The following is a 22174-nucleotide window of genomic DNA, read 5'->3' as shown; positions in this document are numbered from 1 at the left end:
GGGCGCCGACGATTACAACTCGCAGCCGTCGGGCGCGGCCGGACCGCGCATCGCCTGTGGTGTGATCAAGAAGCGCGACACTTAAGCGCGACGCCAAGCGCTGTTCCACGAGAGGGCCTGACGCATGCCAAAAGAGCCCCATTCACGACGCGCAAGCGAGGCACCACCCAATGACGCCTACCAGCGCGCGGTACAGCTGCTGCAGGCCTGCAAGAGTCCGCACGGCTTTGTCGCGTCGCCGACCAAGCACCGCAATTATCACCGGATCTGGGCGCGCGACGGCGCCATAATCGCGTTGGCGGCGCTGCTCACCGGGGATCAGGGGCTGCGTGAGGCCGCAGGCAGAACCTTCACGACCCTGGCGCAGCACCAGGGGCCGCATGGCGAGATCCCGAGCAACGTCGATCCTGTCGCCGGGCGTGTCAGCTATGGCGGCACCGCCGGGCGGATCGATGCCAATCTCTGGTTTCTGATCGGCTGCGGCGAGTATTGGCGTGCCACGGGTGACGAGGCGTTCCTGAATCGGATGACCCCCGTGATCGAGAAGATCCGTTTCCTGCTCGGCGCCTGGGAACTCAACAACCGCGGACTGCTCTATATCCCGCTGACCGGCGACTGGGCGGACGAGTATCTGCGCAATGGCTATGTGCTCTATGACCAGCTGCTCTATCTCCAGGCGCAGCGCACGCTGGCCAAGGTCCACGAGTCGGTGCACGGCTCAGCCGATCACGCGCTGACCGAGCGGATCAGCCGCCTGCGACATCTGATTCGCTGCAACTATTGGTTTGCCGAGGACGACGACAGCCCGCTTCCGGATGATGTCTACCACGAGGTCCTGTACCGCAAGGGACTCCAGGCGGCCGCGCATTGCCGCAACCGCCATTGGATGGCGTCCTTCTCACCGGCCGGCTACAGCTATCGTTTCGACGCCTTGGCCAATGTGCTGGCATCGCTGTTTGGTGTTGCCGATGAGGCCCAGGGGCAACGGGTGGATGAGTTCATTGCGGATGGTATTGCTCAGGAGATCGTCCAAGACAGCGACCAGGACATCAATCAGCACAGCGACCAAAATAGGCACGGCCGCAAGGCGGCCTTGCTGCCTGCGTTCCATCCTGTCATCCATCCCGTCGATGATGACTGGGAAGACCTACAGATGATGTTCTCGTACAGCTTCAAGAACGCGCCCTACGAGTATCACAACGGCGGGCTCTGGCCGATGGTGACAGGCTTCTATGTCTGCGACCTGGCGCGTCGGGGACTGCAGCAGGACGCGCAGCGGTTCCTCGACGGCATCAACCAGGCCAACGCACTGCCGATGGACGGTGAGCCCTGGGGCTTCGCCGAGTACATCCATGGCCGCGACCTGACACCCGGCGGCACCCGTCATCAAGGCTGGAGCGCGGCTGCCGCCATCATTGGCTGGCATGCGCTCGATGGGCAGGCACCGTTCTGCCTTGAGCTGATCGAGGAATCTAACGACAAGCCCCGGACTCAGGGTGGTCAAGGGTGACAGCGGTCGAGTTGCTCGGCGGCTAGGAAAGTGACGCCGATGGGGTCGTTGCCCGACTTGCTGCGACTCACCCATGTGCTGGCTCCTCAAAGTGCTGGATTTGCAACCGGCGCGGGTGCTTTGCACCGCCGGTGGGGTATTGGCCCCACCGCCTTGTAGCGAGTCGACGGCGTCCTCAGCGATGCTGCCTACAGATCACACCCACTCACTGAGCTGGCCTTTCTCTTGCAGATAATCTCTTGCAAATAATTCTTGCAAATGACTTCTGACTCGACGAGGTCCTGGCTGCCAGCACGCACAGGCCCGTCAATCATTGTCATCTATGCCAATCATCGAGGGGATTCCGCAATGCCGAATCAGCAACTCGCCAAGCTCAACGATCACGGCCAGCGCTTCTGGCTCGATAGTCTGTCACGCGACATGCTCGACAACGGCCAGCTCGCAGCGCGCATCCGCGAGCAGGGCCTGTCCGGGATCACCTCTAATCCCGCGATCTTCGCCAAGGCCATGGCGGATTCCCCCGCCTATGATGAGCGCATCGCCGTGGCGATCGAGACCCTCGCGCACGACGGCTCGGTCGCCGCCGAGGCGGTCTATGAACGGCTGGCCACCGACGATGTGCGCGATGCCTGTGATCTGCTGCTACCGATCTATGAAGCGACCGACGGACTCGATGGCTTCGTCAGCCTCGAGGTCTCCCCGCACCTAGCCTACGATCCACTCGCGACCCTGCATCAGGCGCGCGAGCTGTGGGATCGCGTCGGTCGTCCCAACCTGTTCATCAAGGTGCCTGGCACGCCGCAGGGACTGCACGCGGTCGAGACGCTCCTGGTGAATGGCATCAACGTCAACATCACCCTGCTGTTCGGCCTCGATGCCTACGAGGAGACCCTGCAAACCTATCTGCGCGCCATGGAGCAGCGGCTGCGCGATGGCAAGGATCTGCACAGCGTCGCCTCGGTCGCCAGCGTTTTCCTCAGCCGTATCGATACCGCCGTAGACCGCGAGCTGCGCCAGCGCATCGACCCGCAGGTCGATGCGCGCATCGTTGCCGAGGCCGAGTCCTTGCTCGGGCGCACCGCCGTCGCCAACGCCCAGCTCGCCTATGCTCGTTATCGCGAGGTCGGCGAGAGTGAGCGCTGGCAACGACTGGCCAAGGCCGGCGCGCGACCGCAGCGGCTGGTCTGGGCCAGCACCGGCAGCAAAGACCCGAGCCTATCCGACACCCATTACGTCGAGTCGCTGATCCTGCCGGAGACCATCTCGACCATGCCGGAGGCGACCGCGGATGCCTTCGATGACCACGGCTGGATCGAGGGCCCAGCGCTCGGCATGGTCGAGGCCGCAGAGCTGCTCGAGCGCCTACAGCGCAGGCTCGAGATCGATCTCGATGCGATCACCCATCAGCTGGTCGCCGAGGGTGTGCAGAAGTTTATCGACCCCTATGATCAGCTGCTGCAGCGTCTGGCCGAGCGCATCGAGTGCAGCCAGGAACATGCGCGCGCCGCCCCGCTGGTCGGCGAGGCAAGCCGTCTGCGCGCCGCGGTGCTGCGCATGACCAGCCGCGCCGGGTCCGGTCATGCCACCTCGTCGCTCTCCTGTGCCGATCTGGTCGCCGCCCTGTTCTTCCACGAGATGCGCTGGGACCCGAACGCGCCCGGCGCCCGTGATCAGGATCGCTTTCTGCTCTCCAAGGGCCATGCGGCGCCGATCCTCTGGGCCGCCCTGTCCGAGGCCGGTGCCATCGAGACCGATCCACTGACCCTGCGGCAGCTCGACAGCGACCTCGAAGGCCATCCGACCCCGCGCAATCCCTGGATTCCCGTTGCAACCGGCTCACTCGGGCAGGGCCTGGCCGCGGTCAACGGCCTGGCCCTGGCCGACCGCCTAGACGGGATCGAAGCCCGGCTGTTCTGCCTGCTCGGCGATGGCGAGTGCTCGGAGGGCTCGGTCTGGGAGGCCGCGCAGTTCGCCGCCGATCAAAAGCTTGAGCGGGTGGTGGCGATCGTCGACGCCAACGGTCTCGAGCAAAGCGGTCCGGCCCCTTACGGCCACGAGACCGCGGTGCTGGCCGGGCGCTTCCGCGCCTTCGGCTGGCGCACGTTGGAGATTGATGGTCACGACTTCGGTGCCATCCTGCCGGCGCTCAAGGCGACGCGAGAACCGGGTTCGACGGGAGGGCCGACGGCGATCATCGCCCGCACCCTCAAGGGCAAGGGGATTTCCTTCCTCGAAGGCGCCGAGGGTTGGCACGGCAAGGCACTCGACGACGACCAATTGGCGCAAGCGCTCGCCGAGATCAACGAGCCGGATGTGCGCCTGTTGGTGGAGCCGCGCCGGGTGCGGAGCCCAAAGCCGAGCCCAAAGCCGAGCCCAAAGTCGAGCCCTGAGCCTCAGCATCCGCCAACGGCCGCAACCCCGACCCAGCTCGCCTCGGAACCTGCTCAGGCAGCAAGTGACCTGCCGCTCAAGGTCGAGTATGCGTTGGGCGAGGAAGTCGCGACCCGCGCCGCCTTTGGGACCGCCCTGCAGAAGCTCGGCAGCCGCTTCCCCGACCTCGTGGTGCTCGATGGTGATGTCAAGAACTCGACCAAGACCGAGCAGTTCGCCAAGACCTTCCCCGAACGCTTCATCGAGGCGCAGATCGCCGAGCAGAACATGCTCGGCGCGGCGCTCGGTCTCTCCGCCAGCGGCAAGCGGCCTTGCGTCGCCACCTTTGCCGCGTTTCTCACGCGGGCGCACGACTTCATCCGCATGGCTGGCCATTCGCAACAACCGCGCATGCTGATCTGTGGCAGCCATGCCGGGATCTCGATCGGCGAGGATGGGCCTTCACAGATGGGGCTCGAGGATATCGCGATGTTCCGCGCCCTCAACGGCACCACCGTGCTCTATCCCGCCGATGCGGTGAGCGCCGAGCGCTTGACCGAGGCCGGGCTCGAGCATGAGGGTATCGTCTATCTGCGCACCACGCGCGGTAAGACGCCGGTGCTTTACCAGTCCGATGAGCGCTTCGAGATCGGCGGCAGCAAGACCCTGGCGGAATCGACCCAGGACCGGCTGACGCTGGTTGCCGCCGGCATCACGGTTCACACCGCCCTCGAGGCCAGCGCACGGCTGCGCGAGCAGGGAGTGTGCACGCGGGTGATCGATGCCTACTCGGTCAAACCACTGGATGTGGCGACCTTACAGCGGGCCGCCGAGGAGACCGGCACCCTACTGGTGATCGAGGATCATCATCGCGACGGTGGGCTGGGCGATGCGGTCGCGGCGCAGGTCGGTCGACTCGGTCGGGTGTTTCGCCTCGGCATCAGCGGCGAGCCGCGCTCCGGCGCGCCAGAGGAACTGATGGAGCGCCATCGGATCTCGGGTCAGCAGATCGAGCGCGAGGCGCTGGCCGTTGCCGCCTGAGTGCGGGGCGTGCGGGAGCGACGCGCTCCCCGTTTGGATGCAGACCCCCGAGATGAGGCAAATGACCCAGCCTCCGGGGCATAACAACCGTTATGACGCCATGCAGGCGAGAGGTGAGTCGGTTGCGCGCCCCCCTAGAGCCTGTAGCCGATGCACGCCGCTAGGCTTGGAGCAGGACTTGCATTGCTCAACTGCGATGACTGCTGACGGCACTGCGGCTCCCGTGCCTACTTCATCTCCCCGGCGCATGGCGAGACCGTCGGTCAGACCTTTGTCGTCCGCTTTGGCTTGAAGGGCATGGGTGTCGCGCCCGCCGGTTGCGACATGGCCGATACAGGCCATCATCATTTGCTGATCGACAATGACGAGCTGCCGCCGCCGGATCAGCCGATGGGTGGTGACATCCAGCACTTCGACAAGGGCCAGACCCAGACCATGGTGACCCTGCCGCCCGGCGAGCACACACTGCTGCTGATCCTCGGCGACAAGGACCATATCCCCCATGATCCACCGGTGCTGTCAGAACAGATCAAGGTGACCGTCGAAGAATAGTCCGGGCGCATGTACCGCGTTCCTGGCGGGCTCAATCGGCACCTGTTCGCTGACGATGAACAGCTCGCCGGTCTCGTCAGGAAGCCGGCGCAGAAAGGCTGGCTCGCGCAATGATCAAGGAGCCTATCCATGTCGACCTCGACCGCGTTCACAAGCAGACCCAGACGATCTGGGGCTTGCTGCCCGGTCAGGCCACCGCGCCGGTGCCCAGCCAGGCGCGCAGCAGGACGCCCGTCCCGTAGGCAAGCACCGCCGCGCCGCCGCCAGTGAGCAGGGTCTCAAGGCCGGAGCGGAAACGGGACTGATCCAGCGCCCAGCCCTTGGCAATGCCGACCCCGAGGAACGCCAGCGAGGTCGCGCCGATGCTGGCGATGAAGGCCTGATCGATGCTGAGACTGGGTATCGCGAATGGGATCAACGGGATCGCGCCGATGAGCACGAAGGCGGCGAAGGTGGCGGCGCCGGACTGCAACGGCTGACCGGTATCGCCGGGCTGCAGGCCAAACTCCTCTTGGGTGATGGTCTTGGCCCAGAGCTCGGGGTCGGCGGCGATGGTCTCGACGATGCGATCGAGCGTCTCGCCCTCAAAGCCCTTGGCGGCGAAGACCTCGCGCAGCTCCAAGCATTGATGTTCCGGAACCTCCTCGATATGGCGCAGCTCCTCACGATGGGTCTGGTCGGCGGCCTGGGCATCGCTCTTGGTGCTGAGATAGTTGCTGACCGCCATGCTGAAGCCATCGGCGAGCAGGCTGGCGACGCCGAGGATGATGACCACCAGGCTCGAGAAGCCACCGCCGACGGCGCCGGCGACGACCGCGAAGCTGGTGATACCACCGTCGATCGCGCCCAGCACCGCATCGCCGAGGTGCCCGCCGCCGCCCTCAGATGCGAGTCGCGCGCGAACCTCGTCCGCATGGTGTGCGCGGGCCAGGTGCCAGCGTGAGCGTTGTCGAGGCTGTTTTGCGGGCATAGCGCGATGTGCTCCTTGGTTGAAGGGGTTGAAGGGGTTGCAGAGGTTGCAGAGAGCCAGCTCAAGAAGGGCTTGGCTGACCTGTGGATGCTCCGGCTATTCTTGCACCGTTCATGATTGCGACTGGTCATGATTGCGACTGGTGCGATGGATTGACCTGTGACTGGCGTCGACGCCGAATCAGGTGATGCGCCACCAGCTTGCCGACCTGCACAAGCACCAACGGCAGCAGTGAGAACCCTAGGATCAACAGCCACTCGCCAACTGTGGGGATTTCGATCGAGAGGATCGCGGCGAGGGGCGCGATGTAGGTCGCGACGGGCTCGTTGGCCAGGTCTAGCGGCTCGCCGTCGAGAGTGGTCCGCGCGTCGGCGCTGACCGCGTCGGCGCTGACGTCACCGGCGCCTCTGCCTTCTTCATGATGGCGCTCGTCTCGACGGCCGCCTTCGTCGTGACGGCTGTTTTCGTCTTGACTGCGGCCTTCGGTCGCTTGCGCCGTCGTCTGGCCTGGGCGCTCAAAGCGCAGGGTGCCTTGCTCGAGGGCCAGCTGCGCCAGCACCATCCGGTTCTCGGTGAGGGTGCCGGTCTTGTCGGTGAAGATCAGGCTCGCGGCACCGAGCGTCTCGACCGCTGAGAGCCGTTTCACCACTGCGTTGCGCTGCGCCATCTGACGCATGCCCTGGGCCAAGGCCAGAGTCGCGACCACGGGTAGTCCTTCTGGGACCGCGGCGATGGCCAGCGCGATGGCCGTCTCCAACATCACGAGCAGATCCTTGCCGGCGATCAGGCCGGCGCCGGCGACCACAACTGCAATCGCCAGCGTTAGCCAGACCAGGCGCCGGCCGAGGCGATCGAGGCGTTTCTCCAGCGGGGTCGCCGACTGCTCCGCCTGTGCGACCAGATCTGAAATGTGGCCGAGCTCGGTCTCCATGCCGGTGGCGACGACGACGCCGCTGCCCGAGCCCTGGGTCACCGCGGTGCCCTTGTAGGCCATGTTGTAGCGCTCGCCGAGCGGCGGCGCTTTGTCTGTCTTTCGGTCGTCCTTTTCCTCGGGAGCTGCTTCTGAGCCGGACTCGATCGCCTCGATGCGCTTGTCCACGGGGACCGACTCGCCGGTCAGCGCGGCCTCGTCGCATTGCAGCCGATTCGCTTCGATCAGGCGCAGATCGGCCGGCACCAGGTCGCCGGCTTCGAGCAGCACGACGTCGCCCGGCACCAGCTCATCGGCCGGGATCTCGCGGCTGTGGCCCTCGCGTAGCACCCGCGCCTGGGTCTTGCCCATGCGCTGCAGGGCTTCCATGGCGCGGGTCGCGCGCAGCTCCATCGCGAAGCCGATGACGGTGTTGACCAGGATCGCGGCACTAATCGCGATGGCCTCGATCACCTGCCCGAACAGCAGCGCCGCGCCAGAGGCCGCCAGCAACAGCAGCACGACGATACTGGCGAGCTGATCGATCAGGATGCGCCAGGCCTGACGCGGTCTAGCTCGGTCCATGCGGTAACACCATGGGATACGCCTTTGGGATAACGCCCGTGATCTAACGTGATCCAGCGTGATTTAGCGTGATTTAGCGTGATTTAGCGTGATTTAGCGTGATTTAGCGATAGAGAAAGCAGTTTTTATGCCATTTTGAGCGCTTTCTCTGCCGTCTCTTGAGTCAAAGGCCGACTGGTTGTCATGGTCTTGTGCAGCGAGCCTCGACAGCTCAGGCGGCCGTCAGGCCGAGGCGCAGCAGGCTATACACCAGCCAATTCTTCTCTGTCTGCAGGCGCTGCCAGAGCAGCAGATTCCCTGGCACGGTGAGATCGGGGATCGTCTGGTTCAATTGGCAGGCTGGGCAGAGCGGGTCCGTTTCCGTGGTCGGCACCACCCAGTTGCAAGCATTGTGCTCGGCGTAGTTCGCGCACGGGCGGAAACGTTGATGCGTGCCAGTGGACTTGGTGGGCTGCCAGTCGCCGTTCGCGGCCAGGTCGAAAGCGACGAGATCAAGCCTCGCCGGATCGAAGCCCAGCCGGTGGCCGCAGTAGGTGCACTCGACGTTGTCGAAGTAGAGGGTGTGCCCGCAAGCGCCGCAGGAAAACAGTTTCATGGGCAAGGCCAGTCGCAGATCGGCGTGGAACTGTTGAAGCTTTAGGCCTCGTCGGCGCCGGCGCCAAGGGCGCGGACCCGCTCCTGGAGTGCATTGGCGATGCGCGCCGCATCATCTTCTCCCTGACCTTCCCGCGCCAGCGTCTCGGCGTCGACCGGCGCGCCGATGCGCAGCTCGACCGGGCGTGGGCGGAGCCTCAGCGAGCCGGGCGGTAGCGCCTCACGGGTTCCACTAAGATGGACCGGCAGGATCGGCACCTTCCTGGCCAGGGCCAGCGAGCCAACACCGGAGCGAAACGGCTGCAACGCCCCGTCCGGTGAGCGCCTGCCCTCGGGGAACCAGATCAGCATGCAGCCCTGCTTGAGTGCCGCGGCGCCCAGGGCGAGGCTCGTCAGCGGATTGCCGGAGGGGTCCACCGGCAGCACCCGCATGCTGCGGCTCAGTAATCGCATCCAGGGGCGGTTGAACAAGATGGCGGTCGCGCCACCCCAGCAGGTCGTGCGCCGACGCGCGTGATCAAGCACGGCCAGGATCGCTCCCGGATCAACCGCACTGAGGTGGTTCGGCGTCAGCAGACAGGCCCCCGAGGTGGGGATCTGCTCAGTCCCGCGCACTTGCAGCCGAAACGGCCCGCGCAGGATTTGGCGCACCAGTGCATGCAGCAGCGTCGCCAGCCAGCGCAACGGCGCCGGCGGCGGGGATAAGCGCTGTCGCTCGGTCTCGTTGAGCTGTGCCTCCGGGTCTTGCAAGCGCTCGATGAGCGTGGCCCCGGTGACTGCGGTCTGCTCGGCCTCCATGGCCTCCTGTAGCAGATCGCGCACACGCTTGATGCGACCGATGGCCTCCTCGTCGAGCGCCAGGCCGACCTGCTGCTGCAGGTCCAGGGTCAGGTCCACCCATTCCAGCGAGTCGACGCCAAGATCGAGTCTGAGATCGGCGTCTGTTGTGATCGGACGGTCCGAGAAACGCTCACCGAGCCAGCGCCAGACGCGATGGGCGGTCTGATCCTCGAGCAGCTGGCGGTCCTCTGGCGCAAGGTCGTCGAAGGCTGCCAGACCGGGCTCGGGGGCGGTCTCGGCACCTGCCGACAACGCCTCGAAGCGCTCCGCCAGGCGAGGACGGCGCAGCTTGCCGAGCCGGGTGCGTGGCAGTGGCGAGCGGTCGAGCCGCAGGCTGTCGATCTGCTGGGTGCTCGCTAGATCACGTGATGCCGCGGTGATCTCGTCGCTGATCTGCTGTCGCAAGCGGTCTTGATCCTGATCGCGAGCGGCCTCGGCTTCCGGGACGATGACCGCCGCGAGTCGGCCTTCGTGGCCGAGCACCCCGACCTCGCGTACCGACGGGCAGTGCTCGAGACGGGCCTCGATACGCTCGGGGTCGATGTTCTCGCCGCCGGCCAGCACGATCCGCGCCGATGCGCGGCCGCTGATCGAGAGCCAGCCCTGTTCGTCAATATATCCAAGGTCGCTGGTGCGCAGCCAGCCGTCGTCGCTGAAGATCTCGGCAGTCTTCTCGGGGAGATCCAAATAGCCGCAGAAGATATTTGGCCCCTTGGCCTGAATCTCGCCTTGGTCCGATATCCGATCGTCTGTCTGATCGATTCGCAGCTCAACACCAGGTAGGGCGCGCCCGGCGCTGTCGAAGCGTCGGGCAGGTGGCGCTAAGAAGGTCAGGATCGGCGAGGTCTCGGTGAGTCCATAGCCGGTTGCGACCTGCCAGCCAAGCGCGTCGAGCCGCCAGGCAATCTTGGCCTCAAGCGCGGCCCCGCCGGAGATGAGCAATCGCAGCTTTGGCGCCACTCGGCGGCGTAAAGGCGCGAGCAGCGGCGCACCGAGGCCGATGCCGATCCGCTGACGCACCGCGATCGACAGGCCGAGCAGCCCCGCGAAGGCGGCGCTGGCGAGGCGCCCAGCACCGGCAACGCGCCGATCGATGGCGTCGAGCAGTGCCGAGTAGAGCCGCGGGATACCGAGCATCGTCGTGGCTTCGCCTTCCTTCAGTGCGCGCACCAGCTGCGGGCCGGTCAGCGAGTAGGGCAGGATGATGCCGATTCCGAGCGCCAGCGGCGCCAGCATCCCGAGCGAGAACGGATAGACATGATGCAGCGGCAGCGGCAGCAGGAGCCGATCGCTGGGATCGACGATGTCCTGGCTCAGGATCGCCTTGAGGTTTGACAGCAGGTTGTCATGGGTCAGCGGGACGCCCTTGGGTGGACCGGAAGTGCCAGAGGTATAGAACAGGACCGCTTCGGCGGATGAGTCGGGTTGCCCGCCGAGTTCGGGTGCGGCGTCAGACGCCTCATCAGGCGTCTCCCGCAGCAATCTGGCGATTGAATGGGTACCAGCCGTCCGTGTGTTGGCGTCGTCGTTGCTGCTGGCATCTGCGTGATGATCGCGCTGATCAGCCCTATCGGTATCGTCCGTGTCACCGCCCTCATTGCCATCGAGCAGGACGAGCTTTGGCTGCGCCTCGGCCGCCTGCTGCAGACTGTTGGCCAGCCGTTTGGTGGTCAAGGCCCAGCGTGCGCCACTGTTGGCCGCGATATGACGCAGATCGCGCTCACCGAGCTGGCTATCGACCGGCACCGGGATGGCACCGGCGCTGATGATGGCAAGGCAGGCGATGATCCACTGTGGCGAGTTCGGCGCATACAGCAGGACACGGGTGCCGGGCTCGAGCCCTTCAGAGTGAAACCCTGCGGCCAAGCGCCGCGCCTGCTCGGCCAGTGAGGCGGCACTCCAGTCGCGACGCTGCTCGCGCTCCAGCTCGATGAGCGCGATCGACTCGCCACGCTCGCGCAGCAGTGAGATGAATTCATCCAGTGTTCGAATCTCACTGAGTGTTCGTCGCTCGCTGCTCACTTAACCGACCTCCGTCTGTTCGTTGATGTCTGCAGACCCATTCGAGCCAAGAAGCTGAGCCTGGGTCTGCGCATGGGTCTGCGCCTGGGTCTCCAAACGGCGCTCGCTCGGCAGCGAGCAACTCGATGAGTGCGGGTGAGGCGCGCTCGCATGCGTTCGAACTCCGAGCTGCCGTGGGTGGCTGAGTCGGGCATTTTGCGGGCGCTCCACGATCGGGGTCAGGGTGCTGTCATCGTCTAGAAAGAGTGCCGGTTGCTTGTCAGAGAGCCGGTCACTGATGAGCGCCCTCTCCTCGAGCAGCGGTGGCGTCCCGCGATGGCTTGATAGCAACGACGAGGCAACGATCGTGCCGCATAGAAATCCAGCCAAGGCGTCGTGGCCCCCCGATTGCTTGAGCCCTGAAATGGACCCAACCACCCGTCGCTATGGAAGCCCCATGATCTCGATCCGCGCAGCGCTGATGAAAGGACGCCAAGCCCCCGATCCGCCCCCGGTCGAGCCTCATATCCGGAGGCTGTCATCGAATCGCTGCTCGAGCCGGAGCGGCTCCCGGCCTGCTTCCGGTGGGTCAAATCAACGACTGGTGGTGTTTTTGAACCGTCACTCACCGACAGAGGGGACAGGAGCCTAATCGATGCAACCGAACCAATCACATGCTGGCGATCGCAACAGCATCATGGCCATGGTGATGGCTGGAGGGCAGGGATCACGACTGCGCCCGCTCACCGATAAGCGCTCGAAGCCGGCCGTCCCGTTCGGTGCCCGCTACCGGATCGTTGATTTTGTCCTCAGCAACCTGGTCAATTCCGGGATCTCGACGATCTATCTGCTGGTGCAGTACAACGTACTGCTGGGCGCCGCAACGCTGGTGAAGGGCGCCCGTGTGCGCAACTCCATCGTGCGACGCGAGGCGGTCATCGAGGAGGGCGCGGAGGTCGAGGACAGCATCATCATGGACTACGTCAGGGTCAGCAAGGGTGCGCGGCTGCGCCGCGTCATCGTCGACCGGCACAACCTAATCGAGCGGGAGATGCGCATCGGCTGGGACATCGAGAAGGACCGTTCGAGCCTGCCGGTGACCGACTCTGGCATCGTGGTGGTGCCACGCGGCCGGACCCCCTTCTTCGCCCGCGGGCCACGCGGAGCCGGTGGCGGGTACTCCGACTAAATGAGTTCCTCCTGAGACGCTTATGATTCAAAACGATAACGATTCAAAGCCATGACGATCCATAACCAAGAAATCGCAGACCGGCTCGAGCGTGCGGCCGATCTGCTCGAGATCGGTGGCGGCGATGCCTACCGGGTGCGCGCTTATCGCCAAGCCGCCCAGACCGTCTCCGGGCTGGCACAAAGCCTGGCCGATCAGGTCGAGAACGGCGCTGACCTGACCGAGCTGCCCGATATCGGCCAGAGCATGGCCGAGAAGATCGCGACCATCGCTCAGACCGGCGAGCTGCCACAGCTCGACGAGCTCGAGGAGACCCTGCCAGCCCAATTGAGCGAGCTGCTGCAGCTCTCCGGGCTGGGTCCGAAGCGGGTCAAGGCGCTGCATCAGGATCTCGGGATCGAGAATCTGGATGATCTCAAGCAGGCCGTCGATCAGCAGCGGGTGCGTCAGCTCGAGGGCTTTGGTCGCAAGACCGAGGAGACCATTGCCGAGCACCTGGCCCGGCGCCAGGGCCAGGAGACGCGCACCCGCTTGATGGAGGCCGAGGAGGTTGCTGAAACGCTCGCCAGGGATCTGGGTGGAATCGAGGGGGTCCAGCAGCTCACCGTCGCCGGCAGCGTCCGCCGCCGCAAGGAGACCGTTGGTGATCTCGACATCCTGGTCACCGCTGATCAAGGATCAGCAGTGATGGAGCGATTCACGGGTCATGAAGAGGTCCGCGAGATCGTCTCCCAGGGGGGAACTCGCTCGACCGTGGTGTTGCGCTCGGGCCTGCAGGTGGACCTGCGCCTGATGCCAGAAGCCGCCTACGGCGCCGCGCTGCATTATTTCACCGGCTCCAAGGCGCACAACATTGCGGTACGCCGAATGGGGGTCGAGCGCGGCCTCAAGATCAACGAGTACGGCGTCTTCCGCGACGACGAGCGCATCGCCGGGCGTACCGAGGAAGAGGTCTATGCCAGCGTGGACCTGCCCTATATCGAGCCGGTGCTGCGCGAGCACCGAGGCGAGATCGAGGCCGCGCAGCAGGGACGGCTGCCGCGGCTCATCGAGCTCGAGGCCATCCGCGGCGATCTGCATTGCCATACCCGCGCTAGCGACGGTCACGAGAGCCTGCGGGCAATGGCCGAGGCCGGTGCCGAGCGCGGCTATGAGTACCTGGCGATCACCGATCACACCCAGAACCTGAGCGTCGCCGGCGGACTCGACGAGGCCCGGCTACGCGAGCAGATCGAGCGCATCGATCGCCTGAACGATGCGCTTGACGGTCGAATCAGAGTGCTCAAGTCTGCGGAAGTCGACATCCTGGCGGACGGCTCGCTCGACCTGCCGGATACGGTCCTCGAGCGGCTCGACCTTTGTGTCTGCTCGATCCACGACAAGCTCGGTCTCTCGCGCGAGCAGCAGACCGAACGGGTGCTGCGGGCGATGGACAATCCGAATTTCTCCATCCTCGGCCATCCGCGCGGGCGTCTGATCGGCAAGCGCGATGCCTACGACCTGGATCTGGAGCGGGTGCTTGCGGCGGCGGCCGAGCGGGGCTGTTTCCTCGAGGTCAACGCGCAACCGAAGCGGCTCGATCTCAGCGACGCCGATTGCCGCCTCGCCAAGGAGATGGGCGTCAAGGTGGCGATCTCGACCGATGCCCACAGCAGCACCCATCTGGACTACATCCGCTTCGGCGTCGACCAAGCCCGGCGCGGCTGGCTGGAGGCCGATGACGTCATCAACACTCGCTCGCTCGAGGCGCTGCGCGCGCTGCTCAAGCGTGATTAAGCCACCCAACCTGAATGGTCAGTTGCCAAGCTGATTGAGATAGCTGGCCACGGCTTCAAGCTGAAGCTTGCTTGCCGGTACCGCGTCTTCGTGCTGTTCGGTATTCAAGATCTGCTGCAATTGCTGCGCGGTCCAGTCGCTGCGCTCAGCGAGTGTCCCGAACTCAGGACCGACGGGGGCACCCCCTTCATCAGGGACGCGGTGGCAGGTCGTACAGATCTGCTCGGCGATCTTCTCGCCTTGCTGGGCCTGAGACTGCGCGTTGCCGGTCTCGGCAACAGCTTGAGGTGCCCAGAGGGCAAGCAAAAAAGGACCGAGCAGGGCGGCCGCTGAAGATAGCGTCAAGGTGCGACTGTAAGCTGACATGTCATGACTCCCGAGTGTGTTCGATGATGATGCGGGTTGGGACAGGGATTGGATGGCGCAGATGCGTTCGCTTTGATGCGCCTCGTCGCTGCGCCTCCTTCGATTTCAATGAGGCTTTTGCAATGCGCATGCCGTTTTCTTGGAAGCACTCAGGATGGTGCGAGGCCTCACAGGGCATTGCTGAAGCAGCTGAGCAATCCGCTGGCGCCGAGGCACGTGTTTAGAACAGTCGAGCTAACCCGTTATGCTGGGTGAATCGAGCCATGTCTTGGTTTACATGAACCAATTAGAGGTCTGGCCTAGCCATGCTTGTCCTTGGGCCGGCCTGCTCGATGGAGCTGGCTTCGAATTTGCTTCACTCCAGTTGAATCCAGTTGAATCCAGAATCCAGACAACGTCCAGACGGCGAGACGGCGAGGCAGTGATCGATGAGGTAGCCATGACAGATAATGAAAGGGGGCGTGGTCTCAACGTGCTGAGCAAGCCCGAGCTGGCGCGTCGTCTCGACCAGCTGATCAGCGAATTGCTGGACGACGGACGCGGCAACGACGCGACCCGCGATCTGCTGCTCGAGCTGCAAACGCACCAGGTAGAGCTTGAGTTGCAGGGACGCGAGCTTGCCGATGCGCGTCACATCTTGGAGGTCTCCCGCGACCACTACGCCCGGTTGTTTGATCTGGCGCCGGTCGGCTTTGCGGTCTTCGATCGGCGCGGGCGCATCCGCGAGATCAATCTCACTGCCGCGCAGATGCTCGGGCGCGATCGTCTGCGGCTCGGTGGCACGCCGTTTCCGGTCCTGTTGGCAAGCGGCGAGATGCGGCGTTTCCTTGACCATGTCTCGGTCGTGATCAGCGGCGCCGAGGGGACGCGGATCGAGCCACTGGACGTCGATCTGGAAGCGCGCCGACCACGTCCCGGGCCGGCGCCCCAGTCCTTGCGGTTGGTGTCTTCACGACGCCATGGCGATCAGGGGCCTGAGTGCTTCAGCGCGCTGGTCGATATCACCGCCGAGCGGCGGCTTGAGCGCAGCAAGGTGGCGACCGAGCACCGCGCTCACGCCATCCTCGACGCCCTGCCGGCCGAGGTTCTCGTTCTAGACGCGAAGGGCCGCATCGTCCTCGCCAACGAGGCCTGGCGGTGCTTCGCCGACTGTCTTCAGTGCTCGACCTCGGGGTCGTCAGCGCAACGGGCCGATGTCGGATGCGACTATCTCGCGGCCTGTCGCGATCAGGCCTCCCGATCAGAGGCTGAGCGCCCTGCGTCAGGGGCCGAGACTGCTGCCATTGCCGACGGCGTGGCGGCCGTCCTCGAGCGGCGTCGCCACCGGTTCGTTGCTGAGTATGCCTGTGAGCGCCGGGATGGCGAGCACTGGCTGGCGTTGACCGCCGCGCCGCTCGACGCCGAGGGAGATGAGGGTGAGGGAAATGAGGCCGAGGGAGAGGAGACAGGGCAGGGTGCGGTCATCGTGCAGATCGACGTCACCGACCGTAAGCGCGCCGAGCAGAATACGCAGATCGCGCGGGAGACGGCAGCCCATGCGGCGCGCGTCAATGCGGTAGGCGTGCTCGCCACCTCATTGGTGCACGAGCTGGCGCAGCCACTGAACGCCGCGTCCTTCTTCGGGCGCGCCGCGCTCGAGCAGCTGCAAGGCTTCGATGCCAAGCAACGCTCAGCAGAGGCGGCGATGCTGGAGCCGATGATCGCCAAGGCCGATGCCCAGCTCGAGCGCGCCAGCGCCATTGTCGAGCGCCTGCGTCATTTCTTGCGCCATAAGGAGGTCCGGATGCAGCCGGTTGAGCTCGATCCACTGATCGAGCGCACGCTGGAGCTGATCGGCTGGTTCGCGAGCCAACGCCAGGTCGAGCTGGAGTTCGCCTCGGGCTCGGCCGGTCTCTGGCTGCTCGGTGACCCGGTTCAGCTTGAGCAGGTCATGGTCAACCTGATCTGCAACGCGGTGCAGGCCATCCATGAGGCCGAGATGCCGGTGCGGCAGGTGACCATTGCAACCGGTTCCTGCACCTCCGAGGTCAGCCTCATGGTCCAGACCGACGGCCAGACCGACACGGGCTCGCCGATGGTCCAGGTCACGGTGAGCGATACCGGCCCTGGACTGGCTGTGGAGAATGAGCATGCCCTATTCGATCTATTCGCCTCGCGCCGCAGCTCGGGGCTCGGGATGGGGCTTCCAATCAGCCGCGACATCGTGGAAGCCCATGGTGGCAAGCTCTGGGCTGATCCGAGCTCGAGCGTCGGCGCCTGTTTTCATTTCAAGCTGCCGCTGGCTCAGGCAGGAGGAGAATGATGAATGAGGAGCAAAGCGTCTACATCGTCGATGACGACGAGGCAATGCGCGAATCGATGCAGCTGTTGCTCGAGATGCTCGGCTATCGGGTGCAGGGCTTCGCCAGTGCCAAGGTGTTTCTCGCCTCCTGCTCGGACGACGACCGCGGCTGCCTGGTGCTCGACATGCGCATGCCAGAGATGACCGGCCTGGAACTGCAGCAGGCGCTGCGTCAACGCGGCTATGATCTGCCGATCATCTTCCTGTCCGGATTCGGCGATGTGCCAACCACGGTGCGGGCGGTGCAGTTGGGCGCGGTGGATTTCCTCGAGAAGCCGGTCAGCAAGAGCAAGCTGACCGAGCGTATCGAGCGTGCCTTCGAGATCGACCGCCGACGCCGTGACGATGCGAGCGCGGTGAAGGCCGTGCGCGCGCGCTGCGCGACCTTGACGCCCCGCGAGCAGCAGGTGATGGCATTGGCGACCCAAGGCCTGTCGAACAAGGACATCGCCTGTGAGCTCGAGATCAGCCCACGCACGGTTGAGACTCATCGGGCAAAGATGATGGAGAAGATGGAGGCCGACAGCATTGCCATGCTGTGCAACATGGTCGCGCTCTGTCCGTCTGGTGGAGAAGAGGCCACCGGCGTGGGCTGAGCGCCCAGGACTGAGCGCCCAGGACTGACCGCTATGCAGGCAACTCAGCACGCAGGATGCTAGGCTCGCCGCTTGATCCTGAGTGGAGGTTCGACTCGAGTGGCGAGCAAAGAGAATCCTGCAGCGAGCGCTGATCAGTCGGCAACCGCACCAGCGAACGATGGTGCAACAGAGAGGCCGTCAGAAACCCCGTCGGTTCCGGTGGTTGGCATTGGCGCCTCGGCGGGCGGCCTGGAAGCCTTCAAGGCCTTGCTGCAAGCGCTGCCGGAGGATACTGGCATGGCGTTCTTGCTGGTGCAGCATCTGGCGCCCACCCGCGAGAGCCTGCTGAGCGAGATCATGTCACGCGAGACCAGTCTGCCGGTCCAAGAGGCTGAAGACGGCACCTGGATTGCGTCGAATCAGATCTACGTGGCGCCACCGGACTGCAGTCTTGCGTTGCGCGATGGGCGACTCAAGCTCACCCGCGGAAGCAGCCGCGAGCATGGTGGCAGTCAGCTCAGCGGCAGTCAGCGCACCGAGCTACCGATCGATTTTATGCTGCGCTCGCTGGCCGATGAGATCGGACCGGCCGCGATCGGCGTCGTGCTCTCGGGTACGGCCTCCGACGGCACCCTGGGGCTCAAGGCGATCAAGGCCGCCGGCGGGATGACCTTTGCGCAGGATGAGGCCACCGCGCAGTATTTCGGCATGCCCGGTAACGCCATTGCCAGTGGCGCCGTGGATTTCGTGCTGCCGCCGGCCGGGATCGCGCGGGAGCTGAGCCGGATCGCTCGCCACCCGTATCTGCTCGATCGCAGCCATGCTCAGGCTGAGGATGACCCCGGCGCCAGCAGCGAGGAGATGAAACAGGTCTTCGCGCTCTTGCGCGGGCGCACCGGACACGATTTCAGCTACTACAAGCACGCCACCATCAAACGGCGCCTCAAACGTCGGATGCTGTTGAGCAAGCTGGAGCGTTTCCGCGACTATCTGGAGTATCTGCGCAGCGAGCCCCAAGAGGTCGATGCGCTCTTTCACGACATCACCATCAACGTCACCGGTTTCTTCCGCGAACCGAAGACCTTCGAGTCATTGCGTGACTACATCCTGCCGACGCTCCTCAAAGACCGATCGCCAAACGACACGCTGCGGATCTGGGTGCCAGGCTGCTCGACTGGTGAGGAGCCCTACTCGCTGGCCATGGTGCTGCTCGAGGCGCTGGGGCCGCAGTCGGAGATCCCGGTACAGATCTTCGGCACCGACATCGATGAGCGAGCCATCGAGCGCGCCCGGAGCGGTGTCTATTCGAGCCGAATCAGCAGCGAGCTCTCACAGGGGGCGCCTCAATCGGTTTTTCCATGAGGCCGCAGGCGGCTGGCAGGTTAATAAGGCGGTGCGCAGCCTCTGTATCTTCGCGCCGCACGATGTCACCAGCGACCCACCGTACTCGCGACTCGATCTCATCTGCTGTCGCAACCTGATGATCTATCTCGGCAGCACACTACAGCGTCGGGTGCTGCAGATCTTTCACTATGCACTGAAGCCCGCTGGGTTCCTGCTCTTGGGCGCCTCGGAGGGCATCGGCAGCAGCTCCGATCTGTTCCGGCTCGAGAACAAGGAAGCGAAGGTCTATGCCAAGCAGTCCACCGCATCGACGCCGACCTATGAGTTTGCCCCTGCCAGTCGGTATGCTGGTCGCGAGTCGCGCCACGGCCAACATGAGCCCATTGGTCTGTCCGAGTCTGAGATCAGGAAGGAGGCTGACCGCACCGTATTGACGCTGTTTGGCCCGCCCGGCGTCATCGTCAGCCGCGACCTCAGCGTGCTGAGCTTCCGCGGTAAGACCGGCCGCTACCTCGAGCCCTTGCCCGGCACCGCCAGCCTGGATCTAGTCAAGCTGGTTCGCCAGGAACTCCTGGTCGACCTGCGCAACCTGTTCAAGCGGGCGCTCAAGAGCGATGAGCCCGTCATTAAGACGGGGATCGATCTCAAGATGGACGGCCGCGAGAGCCAGCTGAGCCTGCGCGTGATACCGCTGGCAAAGGACGCCCCAGAACGCTTCTATCTGATCCTGTTTGAAGAACATCCGGTCAATGCTGCTGACGCTGAGCCCCCTTCCGCCTCGGCGAGCAATGGCTCGGAGGACGACGAAGAACGGGGCAGCGAGGCGGATCAGGCAAGGATCGCAAAGCTCGAAAAGGAGCTGGAGGAGACACGCGAGTACATGCAATCGATCATCGAGGATCAAGAGAGCACCAATGAGGAGCTGCAGTCCGCCAACGAGGAGGTGCAATCGACCAACGAGGAGTTGCAGAGCACCAACGAGGAGCTGGAGACCGCGAAAGAGGAGCTGCAGAGCACGAATGAAGAGCTTGCCACCGTTAATGACGAGCTCGGGCATCGTAATGCCGAGCTGACGGCAACCAACAACGACCTCCGCAACCTGCTGAGCAGTGTCAATCTGCCGATTCTGATGCTCGATCGCGAGCTGCGGGTGCGTCAGTTCACCCCGCGCGCCAAGCGGCTGTTCAATCTCATCGATGGCGATGTCGGCCGTCCGATTGGCAACCTCCGACCCAATATCGACTTGCCGAGGCTCGAGGCGCTCGCGCATGAGGTGATGGAGAGCATGGCCGTCAAGCGGCTCGAGGCCGAAGGCGAGCACGGAAAAACCCAGGATGTCACCTTGCGTCCCTACCGAACGCACGATCAACGCATCGATGGGGTGGTGATCACCATCTTTGATCGTGACCAGCCAGTGCCCAGCTGAGCCGTACAGCACGGCGATCTGACGCCTTAGCTCTTGGAGTCGGTGCTCGAGTCACGCTTGAAGTAATCGTGCTCGTCGCCGAACTGCTGCTCAAAGGCCTCGAACAGGGCGTCCATGCCGGTCGGCGGGTCAGCGATGTCCATCCCGAGCAGCCGTGAGAGTCCGCGGTACATCGGATACTCGGCGATGCAGAGGCCTTTGAGACCGAAGCGCTCCTGTAGCCCTGGGATCACATGATGCTGCTGAAAGCCGCGCAGCAGCAGCGCGTTGGCGGGCTGCTCGTCGGCAATCACTGCATGCGCTTGCTCCAGGAACTGTGCGACGACCTGGGCTGCCGCGGTGGCCTGCTCGGACTGCGGTTGCATTGGCATCGGCGGCCGGCCGGTGACCTGAGGATCGGTGTCAGGCAGCTCGTCATAGAGCGCATCGGCACCCGGGCTGCTGCGCAGCACTAGCACGGCCCGGTGCTGGGATTCGGTGTTGAGGAAGACCTCGCCGTCGAAGTCCAGGTCGAGGGCGTCTTGGATCTTGCTGCAGAGACGCTGGTTCAGCTCGGTCGGGATGCGCCCAGCGCGCCGATCGGTGATCTCACCGGCGCTGTTGATGCTGGCAAAGTTGACCCGCGCGGCCAGATCACCCGGCTGCAGTGGGAAGTCGGTGCCCAGCGCTGAGAGCACCCCGCGGCCGATGCGCCAGCGCAGCGGATCATAGCCGAACAGCGCCAGATGCCCAGGACCGCTGCCCGGCGTGATGCCGGGGCCGACCATCTCGAGCAAACCGCAGGAGGAGTCATGCGCCAGTGCGTCGAGATTCGGCGTCTCGGCGGTATCCAGCGCGGTGCGCCCGGTCTCCTCGCTCGCCAGCCCGCCGAGACCGTCCATGATCAGGTAGACGATCTTAGCGCCGGGAGTGATCAGTTCTTGCCAAGTATCGGTGATGTCCATGGTGGTCCTCCGTTGATGGTGGGTCTGTCTGGCGGCCCAGGCCGCTGTGCTTGCATGAATGCTTGTATGCTTGATAGGTGCCCAGCTCGGGGCGCTGCAGTCTTGCCTGACAGGCGGTTGGTTGACGGTTGGTAGACGATTGGTGATCAGGCGATTGGTTCGTCATCGCGCGTTGGTCTTCAGCAGCCCGACCGGGAACCGGCGCAAGACCCTGCTGGCGCGAAGGGCTTGACGCCCTTCATGCTGCTCGGTCTCAAGCGGCTGGCCTGGTTTGGCATCCGTGCTGCGCTTCCTGCTGTTCTCTGAGTCGCTTCCTGCACCGCGCTCGGTGCCGCTCACTGAACCGCCTAGGACATCGTCGAGCCGCGCGGCCGGGATCGAGATCCAGGTCTCGTCCCAACCGGGGTCCTGCAATGGATCGATATAGCCGATGCTTGAGCCGGCCAGCTCGCTCAGTCCGGCGAGCAGGCGCGGCGCAATGACCACCACCGACTGGCCCTGATGGCTGCGACTGAAGGCGCAGAGACGGTGCGCATGTGGGCCTTCAACCGTGAGTGGTGAGTACTCGCCGTGGGCGAAGAGATCAGGCATCTGCTCGCGCAGCAGCAGCGCGCGGCGGATCAGAGACAGCTTGGCGCGGCCGTCGCTGAGGGTGTTGTCCAGTGCCTGTGAGCGCAGTGGCTGTGGGAGACCTTCCGCTGTCTCGCCTGCATCATCAATGGCTGCAAGGCTATCGAGCTCACTGAGCCAATGGCGACGGCGCTCGAAATCCACCGGGCGGCGATTATCGGGATCGACCAGGCTGAAGTCCCACAGCTCGCAGCCCTGATAGAGGTC

The 22174-nt window shown here is 64.6% G+C and carries 15 protein-coding genes and 1 pseudogene; 9 read left to right on the top strand and 7 right to left on the bottom strand.

Features of this window, described 5'->3' with window-relative positions:
* The first annotated feature begins 124 nt into the window (after positions 1-124).
* The 3 genes from VBE63_RS17135 (at position 125) to VBE63_RS17125 (ending at position 5473) form a co-directional block, all read left to right on the top strand.
* Positions 125-1510 carry a glycogen debranching protein gene (locus tag VBE63_RS17135; protein WP_323684237.1) on the top strand — a complete coding sequence of 462 codons (1386 nt, stop codon included), beginning with the start codon at positions 125-127 and terminating at the stop codon, positions 1508-1510.
* 348 nt (positions 1511-1858) lie between these two features.
* Complete coding sequence (locus VBE63_RS17130) at positions 1859-4921, top strand: transketolase (RefSeq protein WP_323684236.1); 3063 nt, start codon at positions 1859-1861, stop codon at positions 4919-4921.
* A 288-nt stretch (positions 4922-5209) separates the two neighbouring features.
* Positions 5210-5473, top strand: coding sequence for a DUF4399 domain-containing protein (locus VBE63_RS17125; RefSeq protein ID WP_323684235.1), 264 nt, complete (start codon positions 5210-5212; stop codon positions 5471-5473).
* 187 nt (positions 5474-5660) lie between these two features.
* Here the strand turns inward: VBE63_RS17125 and VBE63_RS17120 are convergent, their stop codons facing one another.
* The 4 genes from VBE63_RS17120 to VBE63_RS17105 form a co-directional block, all read right to left on the bottom strand.
* Positions 5661-6443: a VIT1/CCC1 transporter family protein gene (locus tag VBE63_RS17120; protein WP_323684234.1), complete on the bottom strand. Its 783-nt coding sequence runs from the start codon at positions 6441-6443 to the stop codon at positions 5661-5663.
* A 127-nt stretch (positions 6444-6570) separates the two neighbouring features.
* Positions 6571-7938: an HAD-IC family P-type ATPase gene (locus VBE63_RS17115; RefSeq protein ID WP_323684233.1), complete on the bottom strand. Its 1368-nt coding sequence runs from the start codon at positions 7936-7938 to the stop codon at positions 6571-6573.
* 211 nt (positions 7939-8149) lie between these two features.
* The gene (locus VBE63_RS17110) at positions 8150-8533 is read right to left on the bottom strand and encodes a zinc-ribbon domain-containing protein (protein WP_323684232.1); all 384 of its coding nucleotides are present in this window, start codon (positions 8531-8533) and stop codon (positions 8150-8152) included.
* 41 nt (positions 8534-8574) lie between these two features.
* Positions 8575-11394 carry an AMP-binding protein gene (locus VBE63_RS17105; RefSeq protein WP_323684231.1) on the bottom strand — a complete coding sequence of 940 codons (2820 nt, stop codon included), beginning with the start codon at positions 11392-11394 and terminating at the stop codon, positions 8575-8577.
* A gap of 634 nt (positions 11395-12028) precedes the next feature.
* Between VBE63_RS17105 and VBE63_RS17100 the strand changes: the two genes are divergently transcribed.
* Together VBE63_RS17100 and polX are read left to right on the top strand one after the other, a co-directional pair.
* Entirely contained in the window at positions 12029-12562 is a 534-nt protein-coding gene (locus VBE63_RS17100) for a sugar phosphate nucleotidyltransferase (RefSeq protein ID WP_323684230.1), read from the top strand.
* Between the two features lie 51 nt (positions 12563-12613).
* Positions 12614-14338: a DNA polymerase/3'-5' exonuclease PolX gene (polX, locus tag VBE63_RS17095; protein WP_323684229.1), complete on the top strand. Its 1725-nt coding sequence runs from the start codon at positions 12614-12616 to the stop codon at positions 14336-14338.
* An 18-nt stretch (positions 14339-14356) separates the two neighbouring features.
* Here the strand turns inward: polX and VBE63_RS17090 are convergent, their stop codons facing one another.
* The gene (locus VBE63_RS17090; RefSeq protein WP_323684228.1) at positions 14357-14704 is read right to left on the bottom strand and encodes a c-type cytochrome; all 348 of its coding nucleotides are present in this window, start codon (positions 14702-14704) and stop codon (positions 14357-14359) included.
* Between the two features lie 439 nt (positions 14705-15143).
* On the opposite strand from VBE63_RS17090, the gene VBE63_RS17085 reads away from it, so the two are divergent.
* The 4 genes from VBE63_RS17085 (at position 15144) to VBE63_RS17070 (ending at position 20393) form a co-directional block, all read left to right on the top strand.
* Positions 15144-17006, top strand: a complete 1863-nt coding sequence (locus VBE63_RS17085; RefSeq protein ID WP_323684227.1) for a PAS domain-containing sensor histidine kinase — start codon at positions 15144-15146, stop codon at positions 17004-17006.
* Complete coding sequence (locus VBE63_RS17080; protein WP_323684226.1) at positions 17006-17641, top strand: response regulator transcription factor; 636 nt, start codon at positions 17006-17008, stop codon at positions 17639-17641. Before VBE63_RS17085 ends, VBE63_RS17080 begins: the two co-directional genes overlap by 1 nt.
* A gap of 99 nt (positions 17642-17740) precedes the next feature.
* Positions 17741-18985, top strand: coding sequence for a chemotaxis protein CheB (locus VBE63_RS17075; protein ID WP_323684225.1), 1245 nt, complete (start codon positions 17741-17743; stop codon positions 18983-18985).
* A 31-nt stretch (positions 18986-19016) separates the two neighbouring features.
* Entirely contained in the window at positions 19017-20393 is a 1377-nt protein-coding gene (locus VBE63_RS17070) for a PAS domain-containing protein (protein ID WP_323684224.1), read from the top strand.
* Between the two features lie 26 nt (positions 20394-20419).
* Here VBE63_RS17070 and VBE63_RS17065 read toward each other — a convergent pair whose 3' ends face one another.
* Complete coding sequence (locus VBE63_RS17065; RefSeq protein WP_323684223.1) at positions 20420-21337, bottom strand: phosphoglycerate mutase; 918 nt, start codon at positions 21335-21337, stop codon at positions 20420-20422.
* A gap of 162 nt (positions 21338-21499) precedes the next feature.
* Positions 21500-22174, bottom strand: a pseudogene (locus VBE63_RS17060) (hypothetical protein); the annotation flags it as partial.

This window comes from Lamprobacter sp., from assembly GCF_034860625.1.
Taxonomy (GTDB): Bacteria; Pseudomonadota; Gammaproteobacteria; order Chromatiales; family Chromatiaceae; genus Lamprobacter.
Note: the sequence above shows the minus strand (reverse complement) of the source record. Positions and strands in the feature narration are given on the sequence as shown.